We start from the raw sequence: 21,648 nt of genomic DNA on the forward strand, positions 1-21,648 counted from the left end.
CCCAGAAGCCTGCGTGTAAGGACCTCGGTCGCAATGGTCAAAGAGCGACCATCACGCCCAAGGCCGCTTACACTCCGCTTTCTACCCGGGCTGGCTCGCGCTCACTTAACAAAGGAGCTTTTCATTATGGACATCGTGACATCAAGTATTGCCCAAGGATTACTATGGTCGGTCATGGCGATTGGCGTGTACCTGACTTTTCGAATATTAGACATTGCTGACATGACGGCTGAAGGCAGTTTTCCCTTGGGCGCTGCGATTACTGCTCATGCAATTGTCACGGGGGTGGGGCCGATTGCGGCGACGCTCATGGGTTTTGCCGGAGGCGCTGCAGCTGGTGCAGTTTCAGGCTTTTTAACCACCAAGTTGCATATTCCAGACTTGCTCACTGGTATTTTGACCATGACCGGGTTGTATTCGGTGAACCTCTTCATCATGGGCAAGGCTAATATCAGTTTGATTGGGACTGTTAAGACGGTTTTCAATCTGGTTGACAGTGGTGATGCCACGACCACTGGCATCATCATCGGTGCCATTGTGGTCGCCATCGTGATTGGTATTCTGGTTTTCTTTTTCCATACCGAGATGGGCTTAGCTGCTGCGGCAGTCGGCAACAACCAGAACATGGCGGCGGCCAACGGGATCAACAATGATGCGATGAAAATTATCATCTACATGCTGAGCAATGGCCTTATTGCTTTATCAGGCAGTCTCATGGCGCAAACCAATGGCTATGCGGATTTGTCGATGGGGATTGGGACCATCGTCATTGCTTTGGCAGCCATCATTATTTCGGAAATCCTATTGCGCGGCGTGCCGTTATGGGCGCGGTTGTTGATGATCATTGTCGGCGCTGTGATCTACCGCCTGATTATTGCGGTTGTGCTGGATCTTGGTGTCGACCCGAACTACCTGCGTTTCTTCTACGCCTTGATGTTAACGATCTTCCTGTCATTGCCGTTACTGAAAAAGAAATTGCAACTCATGACAATTCGTCACGGTAATCGGCGTCAAGCTCGCATCGTTCAGGCACAGATGCAAGCAGCAAAAACCGATTCGATGAGCACACATGCTGGTGATCAGCAAAAGGAGGTTTAGCCATGGCCGTACTTGAAGTGCATGGACTTCATCAGTATTTTGAACAAGGAACCGTGAACGAGAATCACGCGCTGAAAGGCATTGATCTCAGTCTTGAACGCGGGGAGTTCGTCGCGATTATTGGTGGCAACGGCGCAGGTAAATCAACGTTGCTGAACAGTATCGCTGGTACGCTCCCGGTTAGTCAGGGGCAGATTTTGATTAACGGTAAGGACGTGACCTATCAAAATGTTGCTAAGCGGGCGAAGGTAATTGCTCGAGTCTTTCAGGATCCGCGTTCCGGCACCGCCTCGTTGCTGACAATCGAACAGAATTTGGCATTGGCCGAAAAACGCGGCTCTTGGCGTAACTTTTGGGCCAGTGGGGTCAAACGGAGTGATCGCCAACATTTTAAGGAAAAATTGGCGACCCTTGGATTGGGCCTTGAGAATCGCCTGGGTGCCGAAATGGGCTTGCTTTCTGGCGGTCAACGACAGGCAGTAACCTTGCTGATGGCTACTTTAAAAGAACCGGCGTTGTTATTGCTTGACGAACACACAGCAGCGCTCGATCCGCAGACAAGCGCTACCGTCATGGCTTTGACTGATAAAATGGTTCGCGCGCAACATACGACAACTTTGATGATCACACACAACATGGCCAGTGCACTGAAATATGGTGATCGCCTAATCATGCTGGATCATGGTGAAATTGCTGTTGATGTCCGTGGCGAGGAAAAACAGCACCTGACCGTCGAAGACTTATTGACGATGTTTAAAGAACGCAGTGGACAAGAGTTTGCCGATGATGCTGTTTTGTTGAGTTAAAGCTGGCCTAAAAGAAGTTAATGAATAGATCCTCTATGAGAAAACAAAAGACGACTGATTTCCGCCATTGGAAAATCAGTCGTCTTTTGGTGGCTATCAGTTGTCTTTCAACCGTGTTTGGTTGAAGCGCAACTTTGATGGTTAAAAAATCAAGCATGTCCGAAATTAGTGGTTAATTCATAACTGCTGCCAGCAAATACAGATACTCAGCAGCTGGCACTTTTCCATTAGCCCATGTCCACAATCGTCCGGGTTGTGTGGTGGTTAAAGTGTTTCGTCAAGGTTTGTGGCAAGTCAGCTAGTTTGACCGTATCGACAGGCATTGGCGCCAATTTGTCCAATGTCTCCCATGCGGCTGCTCGGGCCGCAGCAGGGGCATTGACGGAATCCACACCGAGCAAGCTGACATTGCGCAAAATGAAGGGGAAGACGGTCAGCGGCAAGGCAGTTCCTGCAGCATTGCCACATAACGCGATTGCGCCGCCATAACGCATACTTGGCAGCAAACTGGTTGTGAACGATCCACCGAGCGGATCAATGGCAAAGTCAAAGCGTTGCTTACTCAAAGCCTTTCCCTTGGGCAGCTCGTCAAGTGCTAATGTTGCCGTGGCGCCAAGTGACATCACCTGTTTTTGCTGATCTGGTGTCCGCACAATACCGATTCGATTCGTGAAGCCTGCTTGCTCTAATAAGCGCATGGCAACACTGCCGACACCGCCCGTTACGCCACCAACAAGAATCTGCGGTGCATGCTCAGGCGTCATGCCGTGCGCGGTCAAAGCAGCGACACATAAGGCAGCGGTCAAACCCGCCGTGCCAAAACTCATGGCGCTAGCAAGTGTCATGGCTGATGGCAGCGTGATTGCCCAAGAAGCCGGAATGCGGGCATATTCAGCGTAACCACCGCCTTGACTGACCCCTAGACCATGACCGGTGGCCAACACTTGATCGCCTACTTTAAAATTGGCATCTTGACTGGCTACCACAGTCCCACTTAAATCAATCCCGAGAATCTGTGGATAATCTCGAATAATTTGATTCTGCGGTTGATAGGCAAGCGCATCTTTGTAGTTAATATCTGAATAAGCGACCTTGATCAATAAATAGCCTGCTGGTAAGTCATCTTCGTGCAGGGTTTGAAAAGTTGCCTTTTGCCCATCGTGAACCAATGCTTGAAATGTTTGCATAGAACAAGCCTCCTTGGATGGTATTCTTCCACCTATTGATGGTGTTGAATTGCCATGCTCATTAGTTAACTAAAGCATATCAGATAACGATGATATCGCAAAACCAACGTTATTCTGCCGAATCTGATAAGGTGGCCTGACGCCATGGCGCTAATTCGTGCCGATGTTGACGGCGCTTGTAAGTTTCAACAACCAACATTGGCAGCCAGATGGCACCGAGGACGATGGACCATTGTCCGGCTGTTAGTGGCGCTAGCTGAAAAATTTGTTGCAATGGCGCAATGGTTGCTAAGGCAACGATGACTGTCATCGTCAGTAAAAGGCTACCAGTCAGGATCGGATTGACAGTCATCGCTGACCAGTTAAGCCGACCACGGGTTTTGATGGGAAAAATGTCCAGCATCGAACCGATGGCTAATGTCAGAAATAGCATGGTCATGCCGATACCTGGCACATCGGGGCTGACCACGAAACGGCCAACGAAGTAGATGCCAAGAATCAAGCCAACATAGGTGGTCGTCCGCACGGCCACACGTTTGCCGAGGCCATTGCTGAAAATACTGGCTGCTTTTGGAATGGGTTTCAAGTGCATCATGCCAGGTTCAGCCAACTCTCGGCTAAGGAAGAAGCCGGGAATACCATCAGCAAGGACGTTGACGATGAGTAGCTGCTCAGGTGTCATCACAGCACCCCAGCCAACGAGGACGGCCAGTAGCATCGTGAAAATTTGGGCAAAATTAACCGAAATCAGAAATTCAACGGCTTTTAAAATATTTTGATAGACGGTTCGACCTTGTGCGACAGCATCGATAATCGTAGCAAAGTTATCGTCGGTCAAAACCATATCGGCAGCATTTTTGGCCACATCTGTCCCAGTGATGCCCATGGCAATGCCGACGTCGGCAGCTTTGAGCGCTGGCGCATCATTGACGCCGTCACCGGTCATGGCGACCACCGCATCTTGTTTTTGCCAAGCTTTGACGATTCGAATTTTATCACTCGGGGTAGTCCGCGCGAACACGCGGATATCAGCAATATTGGCCGCCAGATCCTCGTCGCTCATTTGGCTGAGGTCATGGCCGGTGATCGCTTGTTGGCCGCTTTCAAGGATGCCAATGTCTTTAGCAATGGCTTTGGCCGTACCGAGATGATCCCCAGTGATCATAACCGTTGTAATGCCGGCCTGTTTAGCAGCGCGAATGGCAGCGGGCACTTCAGGGCGCGGCGGATCAATGATACCAATCAATCCCAACGGTTGTACGGCGGTTAGCTGTGTTTCCCAGTTTTCCCCAGGATCGGTTTCAAATTGTTGATAGCCAGCCGCCAGTACCCGCAATGCTTGTGCCGTCATTTGGTCATGGATTGCGGTGGCAGTTTGCTCCCAGTTTTCAGGCGCAAAGTTAATTCGGTCAATTGCTCCTTTAATAATCGCTAGATAGTGGCCATCCGGCGTGCGATGCAAAGTCGCCATGGTTTTCTTGTCAGATGAAAACGGCGCTTCAGCCACACGCGGATAGGTTTGCTCAGCCTCGGTCCGACTCAGATCGTAATGATCAAGTAGCCGAACAATTGCCAGTTCAGTCGCATCGCCGATATCTGGTTCATCATCAGCAGTTAAGTGTGCGTTGGTTGCAAGACCGAGATACTTGAAAAAGCGGGTGTCATTGGCTGACAACTTTGTGTTGGCGACTTTATGAATTTCTTTGCCATAAGGCCAGAAATGGGTAACTGTCATGCGATTCTGCGTGAGGGTCCCAGTTTTGTCTGAGGCAATCACGTTCACGTTCCCAATGGTTTCAACAGCGGTGACTTGGCGAATAATCGCGTGGCGCTTGGCCATCTTCTGAACGCCATGAGCCAAACTGAGGGTGACGATGACGGGCAAGGTTTCTGGAACTGCAGCAATGGCGAGGCTGACACCAAGCATCAAGCTATCTGTAAAGCCCTCCTGATGAAGCAAGGTTGCTAGCAAAATGGTGATGATACCGCCCAAGATAGCAACGAAGGATAGCCGCTTGCCAAGGGTGTTTAACCGTTTGGCCAGTGGCGTCGTCTGCTTTTTTGTCTGATTGAGCAGTGCAGCAATTTTTCCCAGTTCGGTGTCCATGCCGGTAGCCGTCACAATCGCAGTTGCCTTGCCGCTGGTAATGGCTGTGCCAGAGAAAATATAATTGGCAGCATCCCCAAGATCATCAGGAGCAGTGGCCAAGGCTTCTGACGTTTTGGTCACGCCCAGACTTTCGCCAGTTAAAATTGCTTCATCCGCTTCAAGTTCTTGGCTTTGAATGATTCTGGCGTCTGCAGGAACCGCATCGCCGGCCTTGAGGAGAATCAAATCGCCTGGAACAAGCTCGGCGGCCTGAATGGTTTGCGTCTTGCCTTCACGAACAACGGTGACGGTTTGAATCGTCATGGCTTTCAAGGCAGCGAGTGCTTTTTCAGCGCTGTGTTCTTGGTACAAAGCGATCACAACATTGAGAATGACGATGGCGCCAATAACAATGGTTTTGGTCCAGTCACTGTCAGTCGTCAAGGCCAGATAGGCAGAGAGACCAACGGCAAAAAGCAAAATTAGTGAGGTGATATCGCTGAGGTGATGGCCGATTTGCCGGAACAAGCTAGGCTTTTTAGCCGCGGTGAGCTGATTGCGGCCATTTTGCTGCAAACGTGCAGCTGCTTCTTTAGCAGTCAGGCCGGTTTTGGTGTTCGTCGTTAATTCAGCGGCCAGATCGCTTGGCGTTAAGCGCGTCAAGTGCTTGGTCGTTGTTGTCATGAGTTCATTCCTTTCAATTTGTCAGAGACACGATCATTACTTACTTATAATAACCGTAACATAAAAATATTAGTGTTGTAAAATTTAAAATGAGTTTAGACATGAGCACCATCAGCTAGTTCAAACATATTTATGGCATTTAGCTTATTCTTTTGTGCTCAAAAAAGCCGCTAGCCTGATGTCGTCATTCAAACAACAGGTTAGCGGCTTTCTTGATTTTAAATAGTGGCGCTTGTGGCTAGTTTTGTAATGCGTGATAAGGATAACTTGTATGTTGCGTCGTTTGGGTTTTGAAGCCGTATGTGTCGGCAACGATATAGAGCGGTCGATGGCGGCTTTCAGCGAACATCCTCGCGATGTAGGTGCCGAGCATGCCAATGGTGAAGGTAATACCAGCGCCAACTAGCAAGGTGATGATCATGACCCAGGTTAAGCTAGTGAGGTGGCCTAGTGCCAAACTAAGCCCAAAGAGCGCAACCGCGATGATCAAGAAGAAGCCGCTTAGCCAGCTAGCTAAAGTTAACGGTACTGTGGAAAAACTAGTGATCCCATCCATAGCTAAGTGCAGCATTTTTCTCAGTGGATAGTGCGTTTCACCGGCTTCCCGTTCTTGACGATCGTACTCAACGGCAATTTGTTTGTAGCCGACCCAAGTGACCATCCCGCGTACATATGGGTCCTGTTCATTCATCTGCTTGAGAACATTGACAACACGCCGATCCATCAAACGGAAGTCGCCGGTATCGACAGGAATGTTGATGCTAGTGACAGCCTTGAGTAAGCGATAAAACATTTCGGCAGTCAACTTCTTAAACCACGTTTCACCACTGCGTTTGCGCCGCTTACCGTAAACGACGTCATAGCCTTCACGCCAGCGGGCTAACATTTCTGGGATAACACGCGGCGGGTCTTGCAGATCGGCGTCCATGACCACCACTGCATCGCCGCTGGCATAGCGAATGCCGGCAGTGATTGCTAGCTGATGGCCGAAGTTGCGGGAGAAATCGACTAACCGAATCGCCGGATTTTTGGCCATGGCGGCCCTGATTTGATCAGCACTGTCGTCTGTTGAGCCGTCATTGACGAAAATTAACTCGTATCGTTCCGGCCGTGCACGAACGTAATTTGCCAAAACCGTTAAAGTTTCGCCGATGCCAGCACTTTCGTTATAAACCGGCAACACAATCGAAATGAATGGATTCTTTTCTTGTCGCATATCGGGGACTTCTTTCATAGAGAGATCAAGACGCTTTATTTCACCATGCTGGCATCGAGTTCATACAAGGTGCCACCGCCCATGCCGCCTCGGCTGCCAAAGCCTTGCGTGCTGGACGATGAAGTGCCGCCATATTGACTTGCGGCAACCTTTTTGCCGACTTTGGTGACCCAAGCTTCAATCTTCGAATTGCCTGAGCGGCCAGAGGAAAGGTAATACTTCATATCGCCCTTTTTAACAAGCGCTTTGAACTGTTTCAAGGTAATAGCTGGATCAGTCCCGTTAAAGCCGCCAATGGCCATGACCGCTTTGCCAGATTTGATGATATACGGGGCTGCAGTGCTGGCGTTGCTGGTTGCAAACAGGTATTTGGCATTGCCTTGATGTTTTTCAACATACTTTAACAAGCCAGAATCTGCTGTGCCGTTGCCGAGTCCACCGTTACCGCTAGAGGAGAGCAGTGATGGACCGGCAGAAGGAATACCAGCCGAGGAACCAGCTATTGTTGGCGTTAAGGACCAGAATGCTGGTGCGGCCATGATTGCTGCGATGGCAACGCCTAACGCTGTTTTACACCATGCTTTAGTGCGGCCGATGAACAGAAGTATCAAACCGAGCAGGCCGCCAGCGATGACTAAGAATGGCTGCCATTGATAATAGAGACTGACATACCAAGCCTGCAAGCCTGTGGTGACCACGATTGCGATTGGCAAAAGCCATGCTTGCCAATGTTTCAGATCGGTTTTGAATTGTTTGAACATAGTGACAGTTCCGATGCCGAATAAGGCGGCAATTGGTGGTGCCAACATGATCATGTAATAAGGATGGAAGAAGCTGGCGATGGAGAAGAAGCCAGCAACGGGGATGAGCCAACCAAGCCAAAAGAGCAAGTGATTTTGTTGAATGGTTGTCTGGTACCATTTCCGTTTGCGGTCCAAATAGTAGGCAAAGGCACTGATGAAGCCAATGATTGCAGCTGGCAGAAGCCAACTGATTTGTGGACCTAAATCAGATTGCAATAGGCGTAATGGACCGACTGTCCCGATGGAGAAAGCACCACCAGCACCGCCACGTTGACTGCCTTGACGACCACGTGTACCGCCCTTAAACGTCCCTTTTTTGAAGTTGGCAGGCATTTTGCGACCTGTACCAGCGCCTCTTTCGGTCGTCACAGCGGGTTGCTTCCCAGCCGCGCCAGTCTTAGTGCCGGGCATTTTTGTTCCGGCAGGTGGTGTTTTGCCTGTGTTGCCGGCACCAGGCGTTCCAGTTGGTTTCCTAGCAGTCGTGCCACCCGGCGCCGTGCCTTTAGCACCGGTTGGCGGGGTGCCAGCAGTGCCAGTGGAGCCGGTCTTGGATTTGGTACCCATACCAGGGAAGGCAGCACCAGTTCCTGTGGTTTGTCCGAGTAATCGTTCAGTGCCGTTGTAGCCAAAAGCCAGCTCCAATTCAGAGTTAGTTTCCGAACTGCCAACGTAAGGCCGTTGACTAGTGGCGGTTGAATCCACCTGTATTGGCCAAGCGAGGGTGGTGACGGCCATAGCAACCAAGGCAATAGCCAAGGTGCCTAGGCGCCGCCAAAGTTTCTGATTGGAAGCCAGCCAGAAGAATAAGAGCAAAGCCGGCAAAATCATAAATGCCTGTAGCATCTTGATGTTAAAAGAGACGCCGATCAGCGCGAAACTCACAACAACGAGCCATGGTTTGCGATTGCTAATGGCCTTCATGAGGCACCAACTGGCGAGTAAGAGGAAGAACTGAAGGGTTGCATCCATATTATTCGTTCGTGAATCAGCAACAACGATCGGTGTCAGCGTTAACGCCAACGCAGCAAGCCGTGCTGCCCAAATGTTAAAGCGCGGTTTGATCATGTTGTAGATCAAGGCGACGCTGCCAATCCCGAAAAGAATGGATGGCAAAACAACGGACCAACCATGTACGCCAAAAATTTTTGCCGAAATAGCCATGAACCACAAGGCAACTGGCGGTTTATCAACGGTGATGAAGCCGGCGGGATCGAAGGCACCATACCAGAAGTTATGCCAGCTTTGAATCATACTGGTAATAGCGGCGGTGTAGTAGTCGTTAGCGTTACCGGCTTCCCAAATATTCCAAGCATATAGAAAGGCGGCTAGGATCAGAATGCCAATAAACCACCAATCAACGGTCCACTGTTTAATTTTTTTCATGTGCAGCAACTCCCTTTTCTCGAAATACCCAGAACTTGCTTAAAAGGAAGTTCGTTGGGACAGTGATCATCAATGCGAACATAGGTGCAAGCGGCTTGGGCAGTCGTAAGAAATCATTCCAAAAACTTGTCAAAACTAAACTTAGAATGAAGGTCAGGCCATAGGAGAGATAATAACGCGGTGCCACCGTTTTGAGTTGGCGTCGATCCTTTGCCTTGAACACCCATGTGTCATTAAGAAATAGGCCAAAAATGGATGTCAGCCCGTAGCCAACCCCCATGGCGGCTGTCGGGTTGATCAGCTGATATAATGTCAAGTAAATGAGATAAGTTAAAATGGTGTTGACCCCACCGACCAAGCCGAAGCCGATGAATTGTTTCAGCTTTTGACGCATCAAACCGCTCCCTTCTTGGTGAATGGGATCATTATGAGAGTTACAGCATAAATTAACCTTAAAGTCGGGCATTCTATTTCTTAAGATGGCTTTATGGTTATCATGATATGGTCAGACCAGCAGATATAAGGTTACCAACAAATAAGTGGGGCAGAACATGACAGTTAAACCGAGAATTCTTGTGATCGAAGACGATCCGGATTTAAACGAGAGTATTACTGATTTTATCCGCGCATTTGCCGACCCAGAAGCCGCCTTAAACGGTGCTGATGGTCTGTATTTGGCCGAGGAAGGTATTTTTGATGCCATTATTTTGGACATTATGTTGCCAGAATTAAATGGTTTTGACGTACTCAAGAAGTTGCGGGCAAAGCAAATTAAAACACCTGTATTGATTTTGACAGCCAAAGATGCGCTGACCGATAAATTGCACGGGTTTGAACTTGGCGGAGATGATTATCTGACGAAGCCGTTTCATCGTGAAGAACTCATTATGCGTTTGAAGGCGTTGTTAAAGCGAATTGGTCACTTCTTTGACGATGACGGCTTAACTGCTGGTCCTTTTGTGGTACATGTGACGAGTCATGAGGTGCTCATCAACGATCAACCAGTGGCCTTGAACGGTAAAGAATTCGATCTGTTGGTTTATCTATTACAAAATCAGAAAACAATCATCACCAAAGATCAGATTTTTGATCGTTTGTGGGGATTTGATTCTGAAACAGCTGTCAGCGTGGTGGAGGTTTACATGTCCAACCTGCGCAAAAAATTAAAACCGCTAAAAGTTGAGCATTGGATCAAAACGATTCGCAACGTTGGCTATATTTTTCAGGAGCCGGAGGGCAGTGAATGAACGCAGAAAAAGGTATTAAACATCAGCAACGTCGCTTATTCATCGGGCAACTGTTGAGCTTTGCGGGCTTGTTTGTGGTATTAGGTATCATTGTTTTTTTCTTATATGAGCGCTCAATTTATCAAGACATTGATCACACCTTAGAGCAGCAACAAGCAATGATTCTTAATCCAAACGAAGAAACGACAAAGCTTGGTCCGCAGCAACCCGGTACGAGAGTCACTCACCCAGCACCTTTCCGGACCAACATGGTGGTCTTTAATCAAAAAGGCCGCATCATTAATCAAGCCATGCTTGGTGAGCGGTTTTATGCTTACTTTAAAAATTTAAAACTGGATCGATCAGCGCAAAACAAGTTACAGACATTGACCACATCAACTGGAACATTCCGGACGCTATTAATCAAAGCACCTAAATACAGCGCAGATCCTCAGTATGCCGGTCACTATGTGTTAATTTTGCAAAATACCGATGCACAGGAAGCAGCGATTCGATCATTTCGGCAGGTTCTGATTGTCACCATTATTCTTTTTTGGGCATTGGCACTCGGCTTGTCATACTGGTTGTCCACACGTGCTATGCGGCCAATTGTCCGGTCATGGCAGCGACAGCAGGATTTCGTTGCCGACGCAGCACACGAGTTGCGGGCGCCACTTGCCGTGATTCAAAGCAAACAGGAAGCCCTGCTGACGAAACCACAAGCGACCATCATTGACGAAAGTGAGGCAATTGCGACTTCGTTAGGTGAGACGAAACGCTTGCGTCAGCTGACCGATGATCTGCTAACAATTGCCAAAGCCGATAGCAACACCATCGAAATTGAATTGGTTGATCAACCTTTTGAAAAGGCCTTTGAACCACAGCTGTCTTCTTATCAAGATATTGCTGTCAGTCAGCAGAAGTCCTTCACAACAACGTTACCCAAGGCCGGTCGTGCACTGTTTGACACGGCGAGGATGAAACAACTGTTAGTGATTTTACTGGACAATGCCTTTAAATATACACAGGCGGGTGATTCTATCTGGGTTGAAGTGACACAGACACCACGTGATTGGCAGTTGCAGGTTGGCAATTCTGGGCCGAGTATTGCGGATGCTGATAAAGCTCGCGTTTTTGAACGTTTTTATCGAGAAGATGCCTCGCGTAGTCGCCAAACAGGTGGTAGTGGACTTGGTTTAGCAATTGCTCGGTGGATTGTGACCATGCATCACGGGCATATTGAAGTCAAGGATGTCCATCCTCATGGCGCACTTTTCATCGCGACCTTCCCAAATAAGCCGCGTATGCGTTGATCAAACCAAAGAACATAGAAAAAGCCGCGTCAAAAATCACAATTGATTTTTGACGCGGCTTTTCTGTTACGAGTTGTTAAGAATGCACCGAGATTACGTTTCTTGAAAATAGCAGTTAGCGAGCAGGGTTATTTCGAACACCATTGGCTTCGGTGAAGTCAATAAAGCCCATATTGGTATCAATATCACCGCCGTCACCACTCAAAACTAAGGTATTCAGCGTTTTGTTAAAGTGGACATTCATGTGGGCATTCAAATCTTCTTGCGAATAACCCTTGATCAGAATTGGCCCAAGGTTACTGTCAATTTCAGTGTCATAATCCGTTGCCGGATCGCTAGCTTTTACGACGTTAAGTGAGAACTGGACCTGCATATGGATCATCGCATGCTGCGAATAAGGACCCACCCCATCTTCAAACGTAAGCAGCAACTTTTTGTCATCGCCCAGATGCGGTTGGATTTTTTCAGTGGCACCTTCATCAAAATGAATTTGCATAGGATCAGCTCCTTTCGCCGTTAACATAGGCTGATTTGGCGTTAAAAGCAACTGATTTGTCTCGCAGGGAAAATGACGTTAAAGCCACCAAATTATCGGGTGAAAGTGAGTTTATTGTGATTCAAATATCGACGCACCTTAAAACTCGCGCCAAGTTTGAAACAAGTTTCAGCATCTTTTAAATCAATTCCAGTAATGTCACTGATGTGCTTGAGCCGGTAGCGCAACGTGTTTAAGTGAATGAAAAGTTGCCTGGCAGTGTGGGTGAGGTTTTCACCAGATTCAAGATAAGCGTCCATTGTCGGCAACAACTCAGTTTTATTCTCAGCATCATGATCCATCAATGCCTTAACCGCCGGATTGATGAAAAATGGCAAAATTTCGGCATGATCGACCTGTGCCAGCATTAAGTCAAAGAAGGCATCCTCACACATGGTGACGTGAGTTGGTTGAGATTTAAGCTTCGCAGTACGACTGCAGACGGCATAGGCAGCGATGGTATCTTCAGGCCGCGTATATTGATTCGAAACGATCAAACGACAGTTGGCACGATCGGCAATGGTCGCTAAATCAGCTTTAAATTCAGGGTTGTTGTAAGTTGGCAAGCGACAGAAACTAAGGCTAGACATTGATGATGATAAAGTGTGATCAAAGTTTGTGAGAAAAGCGGGGTTAATAAATACTTTAGTCGCTCTTTCAACGCTGCCAAAGATTGTCCAGCACGCGGCTCACCTTTAATCAAAACCATGCTTGTTGGCAATGTTGCATGTTCTTTCGCAAACTGAGCGGCAAAGGTACCACTTTGTTGTTCGGTAAGCAGCATGGTGAGCAGTTGATCGCGTTTTGAGGCGGCGGTCGGCATCATCCGGTTTTTGATCAAGGAGCTGGTGATAATTTTGGCTTCGGCTTTGAAGAAGGCAGTTTGTTCAGCGGTGAGCGGTCTGACGCAGGCCGGCATGACGAGGTAGCCTAGGGCATTGTTGCGATATGCCAATGGCAGACATAAAAGCAGCAAGGGCAGCTGGGATTGCTGAATGAGAATAACTTGCGGGATCAAGTCTTTAGCGGGTCTGAATTTTTTCAATGCCTGTTGGACCTGGACAGAGGTAATAGCTGGCGCTGTCAAGTCACTAATGGCCGGCGCTTGCGTGGATTGCGCCACAGGTTGCCCGACAAGATCAAGAACAATCAAGGGATTACCTAATGTCCGAGCGGCTTGATTAAGAATCGTGTCGAAGTCCTCTGTGATCGCTTTAATAGCAAGCTGATTAACCTGTGCTTGTAAACTTGTTTCGGACGTCAAAAGACAACCAGCCCGATCGAATAGTTGAGCAAGTTGCGACTCGTTTTTTAGCTGCGTTTGAGCACACAGGGACAGTTGTGCAGTCTTGCCAACAGATCCTGTCAAAGTAATCGTTTGATCAGCAGATACAGCAAGATACAGTGAGGTCGGATGTGGCGAAAGAGTCATATCATCGTCAAATTGCAGACTTGTTATTTCGGGGTTTTGGAGACTGGTATCAAAGGCTAATGGGACTGTTTGGTCAAGTCGTTGGAGCAAAGTATTTAATTTCATTATTTATCCTCGAAGGTGACGTGAAGGTGGCACGTGTCAATTAGCAAAAACATACAAATTTATTTGTTCATTCATGTGCAAACTGTACCTTCATCATACGTTTTGAAAGCGCTATCGTAAAGGCGTATTCGAAATTGTGAATAAGCACACACATGAATGACTGCGTGTGTGGATTCACGCCACATAGGAGGCAAGCAATTATGAAGGATTTTAAGGACAAGGTCATGTTCATCACCGGGGCCGCCCACGGATTTGGTCGGGTCATTGCTGAAGAAGGGGCAAAACGGGGGATGAAGCTCGCCTTAGTCGATATCGACAAGCCGGCTTTGAATGAAACTTATCAAATCGTTGTGGCAACAGGGGCGGATGCTGTGATGATTCCGACTGATGTTACCAAAGAAGACGAAGTCAACGCAGCTATTGATCAGACACTTCAAACATTTAAGCAAATCGATCTGCTGATCAATGATGCAGGGATTGCTTTGCCAGGACGTATGTGGGAATTACCAACCCGTGATTGGGAATGGATCATGCACGTCAATGTGATGAGTCAGGTTTATGCGATGAAGCGGATTATTCCAATTATGATGGCGCAAAAAACGCATGGGGCGATTTTAAACGTCGCTTCGATCGCTGGCTTGGTCGATACCCCAGGCATGCCTGCATATCACGCCAGCAAGTTTGCTAGCGTCGGTATGAGTGAAGCAACTGCTTATGACCTGCAGCGGGCCGGTGCTGATATTGAAATGCATGTGATGTGCCCAGGTTTTGTTCAGACGGATCTTTATCACACTGAAGAACATCGGCCAAAGCAATACAGCGATCCAAGTGATCCTTACTATCAAAGCGAGGCTTTCCTGAAAGGTCAACAGTTTGCCAAATATGTGATCACCAACGGTATGCCACTTGATACGATTGCGGCGACGGTTTTCAAAGCACTTGAAGAAGATCAGTTCTACATTTTGACCCACCCACAGTTCAACCCATTGATTTTGGATCGGGTCAATCGGATCGTCAAAAATGGTGCACCAGATGTCCATGTGATGGATGGGATTATGTAGTTAGTTACTTTCGATAACACGCGAATCAGTGCCTCAACCGCGCTGGCGAGCGTTCACAGAGAAGGAGTGTCAAAAATGTCGAGTTATGTTGTGAGTCAAGAAGACGTGAAGAACTTTCTGAATTTACCAAGTATGAATGATCAAGAAGGGATCAGTTTTGCCTATGCCACGGATCCAGACGCCTTGGCCAAATTGATTCCGGCACCGTTGAAGTTGGTTGCACCAGTTGTGTGCGGCTACGTCGTCCACATGGGTAAGCCGTCGTTTGGCGGACCTTATCTGGAACAAACGCTATTTGCCCTTGTTAGCTACAAAGACAAAATGATGGGTTCCTATCCACTAACCTTGCTCCTGCATGGCCCTGGTGCTGAAGCCGGCTTGGTGGCAGGTCGTGAAGGTGCAGGTATTCCTAAGAAGCTCGCCGATCACATCGAACTGCGGCGCAATGACAACAGTGCCAGTGCCACGGTGGAACGTCACGGCAAGACGCTGCTTTCGGTTGATTGGGAAGCTGGGGATGTCAATGATCCTTCCATTTTGCAAACATTTGGCAGCCAATTTGCCTTAAACAAAGAATCCGAAATGAACAGTTTTTTCTTCACCCATGATCTTGTACAGGATAAACAAGGTGCGAACCACTTTGAAAATGTTGAGCTGGTCGCCACGCAGATGAAGTCGTTGGCTGATCGAGTTGAGCCAGGGAAACTGTCGATTCAACTTGCATCAACTGAAGATGATCCATTCGGTGAATTGCCAGTGCTCAAGCCGCTTGGTGCGATGTGGTATCATTTTGCGACTTCGACCATGTTCAACACTTTGCATCTGGAACAAGTCGATGCCGATAAAACCGCCCCTTATTTGATCACCGGTCGCTACGATCGCAGCATGATGAATCCGCTGGCAACAACCTATATTATTTGATTGAAAACGGTTAATATTGATATTAAGAAATGAGGCAAATAAAAATGACAGAAACAGTAGCAACAAAAAAATTAACTAATAATGACTTCGCAGACGTGATGTTTGATCGTCATTCAGTTCGGGTGTTCGATCCATCAGTTAAAATCAGTCGCGACGAGCTTCAGGAAATGATTAAAGAAGCTACCACCGCGCCATCTGCCTGCAACTTGCAGTCGTGGCACTTTGTCATTATTGATACACCAGAAGGCAAAGAAAAATTGAAAAAGACTGCCATGAAATTCAACTATCCGCAGATCGATTCCAGTTCTGCCATCATCTTCATCGCCGGCGATACGCAGTCTCATGAAGTTTATCGTGATGTTTGGACCAAGGTTTATGAAGACGGCAAAATCAGCAAGGAAAAGTTGGACCAGATTTTCAATACCTTCCTGCCATTATATGAAAATGCTTCACCTGAATTTCTGACATTAGATGCCACCATCGATGGCGCCATGGTTGGCATGCAACTGCTGCTGACGGCGCGGGCACATGGCTTTGATGCCAATCCGTGGTCCGGTTACGACTTCAAGACGATTATTCCAACATTGGGGCTTGATCCAAAACGCTTTGTGCCAGTTATGGCAGTGGCTATTGGTAAGGCAGCTGAGAAGCCGATTCATACTGATCGCTATGATGTGAAGCAGCTGATTGACTATTTGGACTAATATGACGGCACAAACTGTCCGAGATGAGTGGGCACGTTTAATTTTTTAGAAATAGAGAGGAAGTTTACGATGGTCGATGCAGTAGAGACCGATCCATTCGGCAAAGTTGATGCGATTGATGTGTTGGATTTAGCCAGTTTGGAGGCGCGTGCGGAGAAAATTCTTGGCCGTGGCGAATTTGGCTATATCAGCGAAGGCTCTGACGATGGTTACACCATGCGCCGCAACACCACCGCTTTTACAGATGTACAAATGCTCCCGCGCGTGCTCCAAGGAGTGGAGAAGCCGGATCAAAGTACGACCTTTATGGGAGCAAAACTGGCGTCACCGCTGTTAACTGCGCCGATCGCCGGGAACACGCTAGCACATCCAAGCGGTGAATTGGGCTTAGCAAAAGGCGCAAAAGAGGCCGGTATTATGATGTCGCAAAGCACCTTTGCTTCCAAGACAATTGCGGAAACTGCTGCAGTCAGCGACGGTGCCCCTTAGAGCCTGTTTAGTGTCTTTACGGAATAGCTAAATTTCAGGTATGCTTTGCACAAAAACTGGAGCTAACTATGCGAACTTTTACCCATCGATATGGTAGCGATATTACGCGTGACCAATTTAACCTCATTCGAGCTGATCTTGAAGATGCACGGAAACATACTGCACCAAGACAAATTGATTTGTACGATGTCTTTTGTGCAATGCTGTATACCATGAAAAATGGGTGTACTTGGCGTGATCTCCCGAGTGATTTTCCAAAGTGGCAAACTGTTTATTATTACTGGGTGCTTTGGACAAAACAAGAGAACCCAATCGAGATGGCCCTATTAACCAGGGTTTTAAAAAAACTGTCGCTTTCCTACGATTTAGCCAAGGCCGGTCAACTAGAACTTCGTTCCTGATACTGGATGCTCAAAGTGTTAAAAACACGGACACAGCAGAGAATTCAGGTTATGATGGCGGCAAAAAGATTAAAGGTATCAAACGGACATTAGCTGTTGATAATCAAGGATTGCCCCAAGGAATTCACGTCACCACTGGTGACGTATCTGATCGTGACGCTGCTAGTTCGCTATTGATGTTACATGCAGATCAATTTGACCTTGTCCAGCGAATCATGGTTGACGGCGGCTATACGGGAGATAAGTTTGCCAGCTTAGTTGGCAATAGCATCGGTGCAGATGTCATCATTGCCAAGCAAAGTGATTTAAAGCATGGCCATGTAACCCCACAACGTTGGGTGATTGAGCGAAGCTTTGGCTGGCTAGAAAAATGCCGTCGCCTCTGGAAAAACTGCGAACGCAAGCTTCACACTAGTACAATGATGATAACGTTAGCCTTTCTTCGCTTCATGCTCAAAAGACACTAAACAGGCTCTTATATGTTCCAACTTTACATGCCAAAAGATTGGTCGTATTGCCAATATCTGTTAGATCAGGCAAAACAAGCAGGCGCATTGGCGATCATTCTGACAGCCGATTCGACACTTGGCGGCTATCGGGAAAAAGACGTGATGAATCATTGTCATCTCAAAGGCCGCTTAGCTAATCTTGAAGGTTACAATACTGGGCAGCAGGGAGTTGGCGCTGGCGGTTTGTTTAAAGAATCCATGCAGAAACTGGATCTTGCAACCATCGATAAGTTGGCCTCTTATTCAGGGCTGCCAATTATTGTCAAAGGCATTCAGCATCCTGATGATGCGGTTGCGGCGATCACAGCTGGTGCAGCTGGCATCTATGTTTCCAACCACGGTGGCCGCCAACTAGATGGTGCGCCAGGTGCGATTGAAGCCTTACCAGCAATTGCGGCTGCAGTTGATCATCGCGTACCAATTATCTTTGATGGTGGCGTTCAACGCGGCACCCATGTCCTGAAGGCCTTGGCCCTCGGCGCCGATCTTGTCGGCATCGGCCGGCCATTCAGTTATGGCTTAGCCCTCGGCGGCTGGGAAGGTGTCAAGGCGGTAGCCGATCACATGAAGATGGAAATCAACATCGCTATGCAACTAACCGGTTGTCAAACGATGGCTGATGTCAAGCAGATGCAGATTAAAACTACTTTTGCATAATCAGAGAAAATGTCCACCTGATAAGGGTTGGGCATTTTTTTGTTTCAGGGAAAAGATGATTATTGTTTTGGTAAATGCTAACAACAAAAAATGCCAGCGACAGTAGACTAAATTGTCTAACTGTCGCTGGCGTTTTTCGAAATCAACACTGCCTGCCCAGCAAGAAATGTTGACTATTCCTTTTAGGCTATGAGCGCAAGTTTGATGTTCGGTGAAGCTAATTGCCAGAAGAAAATCACTCATGGATCTTAACGGGATTGAACCCCCTTCCTGGTATGAGTCCGTTATATCAGCGATAGTGCGGCTTTGGGCTGCCATTAAAACTTGCGTGGTGCACTTTTTGGTGCACTTTGGTCAAAAATTGAGATATGCGACTAGCTTGTTAACTGCCTCTTTATTCTGACTCTTTGTTACATGAGTGTAGATATTGAGAGTGGTTTTAACATCCGAGTGGCCTAGCCTTTCCTGAACCTCTTTGACAGTGGCCCCGGCAGAAAACAGGGCGCTTGCGTGTGAATGCCTGAAGCCATGAATTGTAATGCGGTGTTTAATCTTGTGAGCATCCTCAATCGATTTAAGCCAATCAGCAGGTTTGTGTAACAGCAGGTGCTTATTCTTGCGGTTTGAAAATACTAGTTGATCGGGTTTATTGGTGTTAAATCCTAAAGCCATATACTTTTGTAGCTGAACAAGTCGCCAGTGCTTCAATGCAGACATTGTTTTGCTATCCATGGTTATAGTACGTCTGCTTTTCCGTGTCTTCGGTGGCTGAACAAGCTGACGGCCGTTCATGCCTTGCGATAGTGTCTTGTTAACTGTTATTGTGCTGTCGGTAAAGCTAATATCTTTCCAAGTCAGTGCTAGACATTCACCACGTCGAAGGCCACCAAAGGCTAGTATTCTGAAAAGCGAAGTCTTCTGTGGTTCTTGCTTTGCATCAATATAACTAAAGAACCTTGTTAACTCTTGCCTAGATTGCAATAATAAAGTTACCACCTAGAAAGAGGCTTGCTCACTGCTTGAACTGGGGTTTGCCAACGGAGACATTTTCTAGGTTTGTTATTGATAAGCGCTGTGGCTTGTTGAATATCGGTCTCTGAAACCTGATCAAACTGTGTTCCCTTCGGGAAATAGTAGCGAAGTTCTCGATTGAACCGTTCATTTGTGCCCCGTTCATTCGGGTGATAGGCGTGGCAAAAGTAAACCGGTATCCGATAGCGCTTTGTAAGCGCCTGATCGCAGGAAAACTCTTTACCGTGATCAACCGTCACTGATCGAACCGGACCCGGAAAGTCCACCATCAGTCTTGCAAATCCCTTGAGAACAGCATTTTGTGATAAGTTTTCAAGCTTAGTTGTCGCCATTAAACGTGTCACCCGATCGACAATGGTCAAAACAGCAGCCTTTGACCCGCGACCACCGCGAACTGTATCCATCTCTAAATGTCCTTTTTCGGTTCGCCGATTAGCTGACTCACTGCGAATCTCAATTGAGGTGCCTACTGCTTGGTTATAGCGCGACCGAAGGTCTTGTCTTCTTTTATGACGTTTACCGTGATCAAAGAGTTGGCTTGGCTGAAAATCGACTTGTCTTTGATAAATCCAGTGGTAAATCGTGTGTGGCGCACAGTGAACGGCATAACCGACCATTTCAGGGGACCAACCTAGGTTTAGCTTCTCAGTTACCATCCGCTTCAACTTAGGCGTTAAAATCGAGTGCCGACCACAACGATGCCGACAAGTATCGGCATGATCCTGAGCTATAATGGCGCAGTAATCACCTTCAGGGCAACGGTGAAGCTCATGCCTAATAGAAATACGAGAGCGGCCTAAGGTCGCGGCGATGTATTGAATCGTGTGGTGTTGCATCAGTTCTATCTGAGATCGTTCAATTAAGGTTATAATGGCCATGGGACCTGTCCTTCTCTCTAGATGGTATGTTATGCAAACACCATTTTAGCAAGAACGGACAGGTCTTTTTTCACATTTTCTGGGTGGTAACTTTAATTATGCAATCTAGGCTTGCTTATCCCAAAAGTTCGCAGCAACATCACCAATTTGTTCCTTCTCTTTTGGAATGATGACAAGGTCAGCCGGGTTTTTATTAATGTAACCACGGCGTAAGGCAAAGCGAAGAATACGACTGGTAGTTGTAAGCCATCTTCGGTAGTTCCTAGTGACTTGTTTTGACCATTGGTTAACGGCTTGCTGTAGCTGCGCTGTGGTGATCTTATTAATCGGTTTATTACCAAAAAGCGGTAAAACGTGTTTCTTAACTTGTATATAGGTGCGCTCGTACGTGCTTTCTCGAACGGTATTCTTATATGCTGCGTCCCACTCAAGATAAACAGCTTTGAACGTCATGCTTCTAATAGTCGATAAACTGCCTGCATCAGCGTCTAAGGTAAATCTGGATGCTGCTAGGGCGGCTTCTTTTTTGTCTCTGAAGCCTCGTTTATGAATTCGGCGCTTCTTTCCAGTTAGTTCATCAGTACCAGCAGAGACAAAGATTTCATATCGTGTATCTCCGCTGCTATTTTTGTAACGTTTGATTGTTGCCATTTTTTTCCCTCCGTACCAGCTTGCGGGCGGGGTATGTAAGGAAGCAGTAGAGTAGCTGTTTAATTAGATTGGTGCAAAAGTATATCAACGGCTTTGACGATGTTTTCTTTATACTTCCTTTTTTCATCAATAGGAATGTAAGGAATTGTCAGAAGTCGAGCATTTGAAATAATATCTGAAAACGCGTGGTGACTTTTATAATCCATTCTAGTATTTCTTATACCCTGCTTCGTGTCGTAAAGAGCAGCATCTTCAGACCCCCTTTGAATGCCGACAAAAAGATCTCTGTTACTATTGCCGATCTTTATTTCTTCCCCATCTTGAGCAGTATATAGATCTTCGTCAGGAGCATCCTCACTAAACTTTAAAATACGTCCCTTGGCTACAAAATAATAATCATCATTGCTATAAGGATCTCCAAATATTAACAAAGTAGGAGAAATACCATATGTCTTAAAAATTTTTTTA

At 47.2% G+C, this 21,648-nt stretch carries 17 protein-coding genes and 4 pseudogenes; 10 read left to right on the plus strand and 11 right to left on the minus strand.

What is annotated here, in order from left to right; all coding sequences use genetic code 11:
• Nucleotides 1-126: 126 nt before the first annotated feature.
• Together LBPC_RS03180 and LBPC_RS03185 are read left to right on the plus strand one after the other, a co-directional pair.
• On the plus strand, nucleotides 127-1,098 hold the full coding sequence (locus LBPC_RS03180; protein ID WP_003574026.1) for an ABC transporter permease: 972 nt from the start codon (nucleotides 127-129) through the stop codon (nucleotides 1,096-1,098).
• A 2-nt stretch (nucleotides 1,099-1,100) separates the two neighbouring features.
• Nucleotides 1,101-1,904 (plus strand): ABC transporter ATP-binding protein, encoded by an 804-nt coding sequence (locus tag LBPC_RS03185; protein WP_003563800.1) that lies wholly within the window; start codon nucleotides 1,101-1,103, stop codon nucleotides 1,902-1,904.
• Nucleotides 1,905-2,131: 227 nt separating this feature from the next.
• On the opposite strand, the gene LBPC_RS03190 is transcribed toward LBPC_RS03185, so the two are convergent.
• The 5 genes from LBPC_RS03190 to LBPC_RS03210 all read right to left on the minus strand — a co-directional run bounded on the left by LBPC_RS03190 (nucleotide 2,132) and on the right by LBPC_RS03210 (nucleotide 9,660).
• Complete coding sequence (locus LBPC_RS03190; RefSeq protein WP_003662865.1) at nucleotides 2,132-3,091, minus strand: acrylyl-CoA reductase family protein; 960 nt, start codon at nucleotides 3,089-3,091, stop codon at nucleotides 2,132-2,134.
• A 109-nt stretch (nucleotides 3,092-3,200) separates the two neighbouring features.
• A complete protein-coding gene (locus LBPC_RS03195) occupies nucleotides 3,201-5,864 on the minus strand; it encodes a cation-translocating P-type ATPase (RefSeq protein WP_003662867.1) in 2,664 nt (887 codons plus the stop codon).
• Between the two features lie 238 nt (nucleotides 5,865-6,102).
• Complete coding sequence (locus LBPC_RS03200) at nucleotides 6,103-7,080, minus strand: glycosyltransferase family 2 protein (protein WP_032781231.1); 978 nt, start codon at nucleotides 7,078-7,080, stop codon at nucleotides 6,103-6,105.
• A 35-nt stretch (nucleotides 7,081-7,115) separates the two neighbouring features.
• The gene (locus LBPC_RS03205; protein ID WP_003593505.1) at nucleotides 7,116-9,266 is read right to left on the minus strand and encodes a mannosyltransferase YkcB-related protein; all 2,151 of its coding nucleotides are present in this window, start codon (nucleotides 9,264-9,266) and stop codon (nucleotides 7,116-7,118) included.
• Nucleotides 9,253-9,660, minus strand: coding sequence for a GtrA family protein (locus LBPC_RS03210; protein ID WP_003563810.1), 408 nt, complete (start codon nucleotides 9,658-9,660; stop codon nucleotides 9,253-9,255). Before LBPC_RS03210 ends, LBPC_RS03205 begins: the two co-directional genes overlap by 14 nt.
• A 157-nt stretch (nucleotides 9,661-9,817) precedes the next feature.
• Between LBPC_RS03210 and LBPC_RS03215 the strand changes: the two genes are divergently transcribed.
• Nucleotides 9,818-10,513, plus strand: coding sequence for a response regulator transcription factor (locus tag LBPC_RS03215; protein WP_003662870.1), 696 nt, complete (start codon nucleotides 9,818-9,820; stop codon nucleotides 10,511-10,513).
• Nucleotides 10,510-11,805: a sensor histidine kinase gene (locus LBPC_RS03220; RefSeq protein ID WP_003604553.1), complete on the plus strand. Its 1,296-nt coding sequence runs from the start codon at nucleotides 10,510-10,512 to the stop codon at nucleotides 11,803-11,805. Before LBPC_RS03215 ends, LBPC_RS03220 begins: the two co-directional genes overlap by 4 nt.
• A 115-nt stretch (nucleotides 11,806-11,920) precedes the next feature.
• Here the strand turns inward: LBPC_RS03220 and LBPC_RS03225 are convergent, their stop codons facing one another.
• Nucleotides 11,921-12,301, minus strand: a complete 381-nt coding sequence (locus LBPC_RS03225) for an iron-sulfur cluster biosynthesis family protein (RefSeq protein ID WP_003563820.1) — start codon at nucleotides 12,299-12,301, stop codon at nucleotides 11,921-11,923.
• Between the two features lie 92 nt (nucleotides 12,302-12,393).
• Nucleotides 12,394-13,877 (minus strand): annotated as a pseudogene (locus LBPC_RS03230) (PucR family transcriptional regulator).
• A gap of 200 nt (nucleotides 13,878-14,077) precedes the next feature.
• Between LBPC_RS03230 and LBPC_RS03235 the strand changes: the two are divergent.
• The 6 genes and pseudogenes from LBPC_RS03235 to LBPC_RS03260 form a co-directional block, all read left to right on the plus strand.
• The gene (locus tag LBPC_RS03235; RefSeq protein ID WP_003563824.1) at nucleotides 14,078-14,938 is read left to right on the plus strand and encodes an SDR family NAD(P)-dependent oxidoreductase; all 861 of its coding nucleotides are present in this window, start codon (nucleotides 14,078-14,080) and stop codon (nucleotides 14,936-14,938) included.
• Between the two features lie 75 nt (nucleotides 14,939-15,013).
• Entirely contained in the window at nucleotides 15,014-15,859 is an 846-nt protein-coding gene (locus LBPC_RS03240; RefSeq protein WP_003583729.1) for an acetoacetate decarboxylase family protein, read from the plus strand.
• Between the two features lie 44 nt (nucleotides 15,860-15,903).
• Nucleotides 15,904-16,563, plus strand: coding sequence for a nitroreductase family protein (locus LBPC_RS03245; RefSeq protein ID WP_032781233.1), 660 nt, complete (start codon nucleotides 15,904-15,906; stop codon nucleotides 16,561-16,563).
• Nucleotides 16,564-16,632: 69 nt separating this feature from the next.
• Nucleotides 16,633-17,049: pseudogene (locus LBPC_RS03250) on the plus strand (alpha-hydroxy-acid oxidizing protein); the annotation flags it as partial.
• A 71-nt stretch (nucleotides 17,050-17,120) separates the two neighbouring features.
• A protein-coding gene (locus tag LBPC_RS03255; RefSeq protein ID WP_371859054.1) for an IS5 family transposase occupies nucleotides 17,121-17,920 on the plus strand; the annotation gives its coding sequence in 2 pieces (ribosomal slippage) (nucleotides 17,121-17,400 and nucleotides 17,400-17,920; 801 coding nt in all).
• Between the two features lie 9 nt (nucleotides 17,921-17,929).
• Nucleotides 17,930-18,619: pseudogene (locus LBPC_RS03260) on the plus strand (alpha-hydroxy-acid oxidizing protein); the annotation flags it as partial.
• A 354-nt stretch (nucleotides 18,620-18,973) separates the two neighbouring features.
• Here the strand turns inward: LBPC_RS03260 and LBPC_RS03270 are convergent.
• The 4 genes and pseudogenes from LBPC_RS03270 to LBPC_RS03285 form a co-directional block, all read right to left on the minus strand.
• Nucleotides 18,974-19,591 (minus strand): annotated as a pseudogene (locus tag LBPC_RS03270) (site-specific integrase); the annotation flags it as partial.
• A 17-nt stretch (nucleotides 19,592-19,608) separates the two neighbouring features.
• A complete protein-coding gene (locus tag LBPC_RS03275; protein ID WP_003574021.1) occupies nucleotides 19,609-20,529 on the minus strand; it encodes an IS30 family transposase in 921 nt (306 codons plus the stop codon).
• A gap of 105 nt (nucleotides 20,530-20,634) precedes the next feature.
• Nucleotides 20,635-21,180: a tyrosine-type recombinase/integrase gene (locus LBPC_RS03280; protein ID WP_186806672.1), complete on the minus strand. Its 546-nt coding sequence runs from the start codon at nucleotides 21,178-21,180 to the stop codon at nucleotides 20,635-20,637.
• 59 nt (nucleotides 21,181-21,239) lie between these two features.
• Nucleotides 21,240-21,611, minus strand: a complete 372-nt coding sequence (locus tag LBPC_RS03285) for a hypothetical protein (RefSeq protein ID WP_003662884.1) — start codon at nucleotides 21,609-21,611, stop codon at nucleotides 21,240-21,242.
• Nucleotides 21,612-21,648: the final 37 nt, after the last annotated feature.

The sequence above is a fragment of the Lacticaseibacillus paracasei subsp. paracasei genome, assembly GCF_000829035.1.
GTDB classification, from domain to species: domain Bacteria; phylum Bacillota; class Bacilli; order Lactobacillales; family Lactobacillaceae; genus Lacticaseibacillus; species Lacticaseibacillus paracasei.

What these genes read in the sequence shown, in the direction of transcription:
- LBPC_RS03220 (WP_003604553.1), top strand. Translation starts at nt 10,510, where the DNA reads ATGAACGCAGAAAAAGGTATTAAACATCAGCAACGTCGCTTATTCATC.
- LBPC_RS03275 (WP_003574021.1), bottom strand. Translation starts at nt 20,529, where the DNA reads ATGGCCATTATAACCTTAATTGAACGATCTCAGATAGAACTGATGCAA.
- LBPC_RS03280 (WP_186806672.1), bottom strand. Translation starts at nt 21,180, where the DNA reads ATGGCAACAATCAAACGTTACAAAAATAGCAGCGGAGATACACGATAT.
- LBPC_RS03200 (WP_032781231.1), bottom strand. Translation starts at nt 7,080, where the DNA reads ATGCGACAAGAAAAGAATCCATTCATTTCGATTGTGTTGCCGGTTTAT.
- LBPC_RS03180 (WP_003574026.1), top strand. Translation starts at nt 127, where the DNA reads ATGGACATCGTGACATCAAGTATTGCCCAAGGATTACTATGGTCGGTC.
- LBPC_RS03190 (WP_003662865.1), bottom strand. Translation starts at nt 3,091, where the DNA reads ATGCAAACATTTCAAGCATTGGTTCACGATGGGCAAAAGGCAACTTTT.
- LBPC_RS03245 (WP_032781233.1), top strand. Translation starts at nt 15,904, where the DNA reads ATGACAGAAACAGTAGCAACAAAAAAATTAACTAATAATGACTTCGCA.
- LBPC_RS03205 (WP_003593505.1), bottom strand. Translation starts at nt 9,266, where the DNA reads ATGAAAAAAATTAAACAGTGGACCGTTGATTGGTGGTTTATTGGCATT.
- LBPC_RS03195 (WP_003662867.1), bottom strand. Translation starts at nt 5,864, where the DNA reads ATGACAACAACGACCAAGCACTTGACGCGCTTAACGCCAAGCGATCTG.
- LBPC_RS03225 (WP_003563820.1), bottom strand. Translation starts at nt 12,301, where the DNA reads ATGCAAATTCATTTTGATGAAGGTGCCACTGAAAAAATCCAACCGCAT.
- LBPC_RS03210 (WP_003563810.1), bottom strand. Translation starts at nt 9,660, where the DNA reads ATGCGTCAAAAGCTGAAACAATTCATCGGCTTCGGCTTGGTCGGTGGG.
- LBPC_RS03235 (WP_003563824.1), top strand. Translation starts at nt 14,078, where the DNA reads ATGAAGGATTTTAAGGACAAGGTCATGTTCATCACCGGGGCCGCCCAC.
- LBPC_RS03215 (WP_003662870.1), top strand. Translation starts at nt 9,818, where the DNA reads ATGACAGTTAAACCGAGAATTCTTGTGATCGAAGACGATCCGGATTTA.
- LBPC_RS03240 (WP_003583729.1), top strand. Translation starts at nt 15,014, where the DNA reads ATGTCGAGTTATGTTGTGAGTCAAGAAGACGTGAAGAACTTTCTGAAT.
- LBPC_RS03185 (WP_003563800.1), top strand. Translation starts at nt 1,101, where the DNA reads ATGGCCGTACTTGAAGTGCATGGACTTCATCAGTATTTTGAACAAGGA.